Genomic DNA, 4,357 nt, shown 5'->3' with positions numbered 1-4,357 from the left:
CGCGACTGAGCGGAGCCTGACAGACGGTGCGGCCGGCCGTCAGGCAGCGCAGTCGCGGCAGATCAGCCGCTCGGCGTCGGCGAGCTGGCTGCGGTGGTGGACAAGGAAGCAGCTCATGCAGGTGAACTCGTCGTCCTGACGAGGCTTGACCTCGACCGCCAGCTCCTCGTGGGACAGGTCGGCACCGGGCAGCTCGAAGGACTCCGCGGCCTCGGCCTCGTCCTCGTCGACCTTGCCCGAGTTCTTGTCGTGGCGCCGCGCCTTGAGCTCCTCGATGCTCTCCTCGGACTGGTCCTCGTCCGTCTTGCGCGGTGCGTCGTAGTCGGTCGCCATTGCGTCCTTCCGTAGGTGGGTCGTCGCGCGTCGGCGCCCAGATTGTGCACCATCGACCGGCCTGCGTCCACGCCGGTCCCTCGTCCGAGTCGGAAACAGGCGGGCGAGGCGCGCTATTCCCGCTCGGCCGCCAGGAAGCCCGCGTCGGCCACCGCCGCGCAGAACTCGTCGAACCCGTGTGCCGGAGCACACAGCAGGACCGGCCGGCCGCCGGCCCCCGGGAGGAGCAGGAACCGTGCCCCGGCCTCCGTCGCGACCAGGCCGCCGGCGGCGTAGTCCCACAGGTGGGTGCCCTCCTCGACGTAGCCGTCGGCGGCGCCCTCGGCCACGTGGCACAGGTCCAGCGCGCACGAGCCGAGCCGGCGAATGTCGCGGACGCGGGGCAGCAGCCGGGCCGTGGCCGCCGCCTGCACCGCCCGCAGGCCCGCGTCGTAGCCGAACCCGGTGAGCACCAGCCGCTGATGCAGCGGGGCGGGTGGCCGGACCCGGAGGGGGATGCCGTCGCGGGTGGCGCCCAGGCCCTTCGCGGCGGCGTACTCGACTCGGGTGGCGGCGTTGACCACCACCCCCGCCACCACCTCGCCGTCGGTCTCGGCGGCGATCGACACGGCGTACTGCGGGAGGCCGTAGAGGAAGTTGACGGTGCCGTCGATGGGGTCGATGACCCACCGGACGCCCGAGGTGCCCTGGCGGTCGCTGCCCTCCTCCCCGACGAGGCCGTCGTGCGGGCGGCGGGCGAGCAGCCGCTCCACGATCAGCGTCTCGCTGGCCCGGTCGGCCTCCGTGACCACGTCGACGTCGCTGCTCTTGGTGGCGGCGACCTCGACCCCCGCCTCCCGCCGCTGGCGCACCAGGGCCGCGGCCTCCCGGGCGACCTCGAGCGCGAGGTCCCGCAGCTCGGCGCTCATGCCTCGGAGAGCGCGGGACGGGCACCGCGCGGGTTGGGGCAGCAGCCGGCCGCGCACAGGTCGGGGCGCGGGGGAAGGGACCCGAGGGTGGCCCGGGACGGCTCCTCGCCCCGCTCTGCGGCGGCCCGCTCCAGCAGCAGGTCCCGCACCAGGGCGACGAAGCGCGGGTCGACCCCGGGGGTGGGGACCCGGACCGCCGCCAGCCCGACGCGGGCGGCGGTGGCCAGCGCCTCGGTGTCCAGGTCGTAGACGACCTCCATGTGGTCCGAGACGAACCCGAGGGGGACGAGCACGACGCCCCGCACGCCCTCGGCGGCCAGCTGCTCGAGGTGGTCGTTGACGTCGGGCTCCAGCCAGGGGACGTGGGGCGGCCCGGACCGCGAGCAGAAGACCAGCTCGTGCGGGACCCGCCGGGCGGTCTCCAGGCGCACCCGGTCGGCGACCTCACCGGCTGCGCTGCGGTGCTGCTGCAGGTAGGCACCGCCACGACCACCGCTGCTCTCGTTCATCGCCACCGGGATGGAGTGGGTGACGAAGACGAGGTGGGCGGACTCGCGAACGTCCTCGGGCAGGTCGGCGAGACCGGCGAGAGTGGCGTCCACGACCGGCTCGAGGAAGCCGGGGTGGTTGAAGTACACCCGCAGCTTGTCCAGCCGGGGCGCTCCCGGGACGGCGGCGACGGCGTCCGCGAGGTTCTCCCGGTACTGACGGCACGAGGAGTACGACGAGTACGCCGAGGTCACGAAGCAGGCGGCGCGGGTGACCCCGTCGGCTCTCATCCGGGCGACCGTGTCGGCCAGGAAGGGGTCCCAGTTGCGGTTGCCCCAGTAGACCGGCAGGTCGAGCCCGGCGCCGGCGAGGTCCTCGCGCAGGGCCGCGAGGAACGCCCGGTTCTGGTCGTTGAGCGGCGACCTCCCACCGAACCGGTAGTAGTGCTCCCCGACCTCCTCCAGGCGCTCCCGCGGGATGCCGCGCCCCCGGGTGACGTTCTCCAGGAAGGGCACGACGTCCTCCGGCCGCTCGGGGGCACCGAACGAGACCAGCAGCAGGGCGTCGTACGGGCGGGGGTCCGCAGGATGCATGGGGCCATCGTAGGAGGACGGCGATTCCGTGGCGTCGACCCCGACCCCCTAGGCTCGCCGGGGTGCTCTCCCCCTACCGCGCCGTGCTGTCCCGACCCGGGGCGGCGGCGTTCTCGGGCACCGGGTTCGTGGCGCGGCTCCCGATGTCGATGGTGGGGCTGGGACTGGTGCTGCTGGTCTCCTCGGTGACCGGGTCCTACGGCCTGGCCGGAGCGGTGAGCGCGGTCTTCGTGGCGGCCAACGCCCTCCTGGCGGTGGTCCAGGGCAGGCTGCTGGACCGGCTCGGGCAGGACCGCGTCCTGACGGCCCTGGTTCTCGTGTTCACCGGGTCGCTCACCCTGACCATGTGGTCGGTCCAGCAGGGTTGGCCGCACCTGGTGACCTACGCAGGCGCCGCGCTGGCGGGTGCGACCCTCCCCGCCGTGGGCAGCTGCGTGCGGGCGCGCTGGTCCCACCTGCTGGAGCGGCCGGCCGAGGTGCAGACCGCCTACGCCCTGGAGTCGGTGGTCGACGAGGCCGTCTTCATGCTCGGGCCGGTGCTGGTCACCGTGCTGGCCACCTCCTGGCACCCGCTGGCCGGCCTCGGGAGTGCGGTGCTGGCCGCGCTTATCGGCACCCTGGCGCTCGCGGCGCAGCGTGCCACCCAGCCGCCGCCCCACCCGCGCCGCGCCGACGGGACGCGTCGCCCGCGGATGCCCTGGGCGCCGACCGGGGTGCTCGCCGCGGTCGCCCTGGCACTGGGGATGCTGTTCGGCGGTGCCGAGGTCGCCACCGTGGCCTTCAGCGAGGAGCAGGGCAGCACTCGCAGCTCCGGCATCCTGCTGGCACTGTGGGCCGCCGGCAGCCTCATCGCAGGTCTGGTCACCGGGGTGGTCCGCTGGCGCCGCGGGCCGGCGGTCCGGCTCCGGTTCGGCGCGGCGGGGCTGGCGATCGCCATGGCTCCCCTGACGCTGGTCGGCTCGGTGCCGGTGATGGCGCTCGCCCTGTTCGTGGGCGGCTTCGCGATCGCGCCCACGCTGATCGCGATGATGTCCCTGGTCGAGCAGGTCGTGCCCCGCACCCGCCTGGTGGAGGGGATGGCGGTCATCCAGACCGGGCTCGCGGGAGGCGTGGCGCCCGGGGCGGCCGTGACCGGCGCGCTGGTCGATGCGCACGGCGCCTCCACGGCGTACCTGGTGCCGGCGCTGGCGGGCATCGCGGCCGCCCTGCTGGCCCACGCCACCCCCCGTTGACCCCGTGCCACGCCGCCTCGGGAGCCTGCACGACCCGGGCCGCTGGCGTAGGCTCGGGCCACCGGAGACCCCACTCAGGAGCCGACCACCGATGGCGCACCTCACGCTCGTAGGACTGAGCCGTGACAAGACGCGCCTGCTGCTGGTCGACGACGCCGGCGCCGAGTTCACCCTCGACATCGACGCCCCCCTTCGTGCCGCCGTGCGCGGCGACTCAGCCCGCATCGGCCAGTTGGAGATCCACATGGAAAGCGCGCTCCGTCCCCGTGACATCCAGGCCCGGATCCGGGCCGGCGAGACTCCGGAGACCGTGGCCGAGGCCGCCCGGACCACCGTCGAGCGGATCATGGTGTTCGCGGCCCCGGTGCTCGCCGAACGCGCCCACATGGCCGACCGTGCGCAACGGGCCTCGGTACGCCGCCGCTCGGGCGAGCCCGGGGCCCGCACGCTGGGGATGGCGGTGACCGAGCAGCTGGGCGCGGAGAACGTCGCCGCGGACGCAGTGGTCTGGGACGCCTGGCGCCGGGAGGACGGTCGGTGGACGCTCACCGGCGACTTCGCGAGCCCGGGCCGCTCCGGGGGCGCGCGGTTCTCCTTCGACCCCCCCGGGAACTACGTGGTCGCCGAGAACGACGACGCCCGGTGGCTGGTCGGAGAGCTGCCCCCCGCCGCCTCACGCGCCGACCAGACCCCCGGTGTGCCCGGCCGGCGGCTGGCGGCCGTCAGCGAGGGCGACCGGCCGCTGCCGGGCACCGAGCTGGGCGACGACGCGCTGGAGCTGGTGGCCGAGGCCGAGGAGCCG

5 protein-coding genes are annotated in these 4,357 nt (G+C 74.8%); 2 read left to right on the top strand and 3 right to left on the bottom strand.

Going from position 1 to position 4,357, the window contains the following annotated elements; all coding sequences use genetic code 11:
* Positions 1 to 39 precede the first annotated feature (39 nt).
* The 3 genes from PLP61_RS10485 to PLP61_RS10475 all read right to left on the bottom strand — a co-directional run bounded on the left by PLP61_RS10485 (position 40) and on the right by PLP61_RS10475 (position 2,323).
* Positions 40 to 333: a DUF4193 domain-containing protein gene (locus tag PLP61_RS10485; protein ID WP_324502659.1), complete on the bottom strand. Its 294-nt coding sequence runs from the start codon at positions 331 to 333 to the stop codon at positions 40 to 42.
* Between the two features lie 113 nt (positions 334 to 446).
* On the bottom strand, positions 447 to 1,241 hold the full coding sequence (locus PLP61_RS10480; RefSeq protein ID WP_324502658.1) for an inositol monophosphatase family protein: 795 nt from the start codon (positions 1,239 to 1,241) through the stop codon (positions 447 to 449).
* Complete coding sequence (locus PLP61_RS10475) at positions 1,238 to 2,323, bottom strand: ferrochelatase (RefSeq protein ID WP_324502657.1); 1,086 nt, start codon at positions 2,321 to 2,323, stop codon at positions 1,238 to 1,240. Before PLP61_RS10475 ends, PLP61_RS10480 begins: the two co-directional genes overlap by 4 nt.
* 62 nt (positions 2,324 to 2,385) lie before the next feature.
* Here PLP61_RS10475 and PLP61_RS10470 point away from each other — a divergent pair, with 62 nt between their 5' ends.
* On the top strand, positions 2,386 to 3,555 hold the full coding sequence (locus tag PLP61_RS10470; RefSeq protein ID WP_324502656.1) for an MFS transporter: 1,170 nt from the start codon (positions 2,386 to 2,388) through the stop codon (positions 3,553 to 3,555).
* Between the two features lie 91 nt (positions 3,556 to 3,646).
* Positions 3,647 to 4,357: septation protein SepH (gene sepH / locus PLP61_RS10465; protein ID WP_324502655.1), on the top strand; the 711-nt coding region annotated here is incomplete at its 3' end.

The sequence above is a fragment of the Nocardioides sp. genome (assembly GCF_035429765.1).
GTDB lineage: Bacteria > Actinomycetota > Actinomycetes > Propionibacteriales > Nocardioidaceae > Nocardioides.
This window is presented reverse-complemented; position numbering and strand designations above follow the sequence as displayed.

Bases quoted from the DNA above. Each gene is read 5' to 3' on its own strand.
- PLP61_RS10485 (WP_324502659.1), bottom strand. From the start codon at position 333: ATGGCGACCGACTACGACGCACCGCGCAAGACGGACGAGGACCAGTCC.
- PLP61_RS10480 (WP_324502658.1), bottom strand. From the start codon at position 1,241: ATGAGCGCCGAGCTGCGGGACCTCGCGCTCGAGGTCGCCCGGGAGGCC.
- PLP61_RS10475 (WP_324502657.1), bottom strand. From the start codon at position 2,323: ATGCATCCTGCGGACCCCCGCCCGTACGACGCCCTGCTGCTGGTCTCG.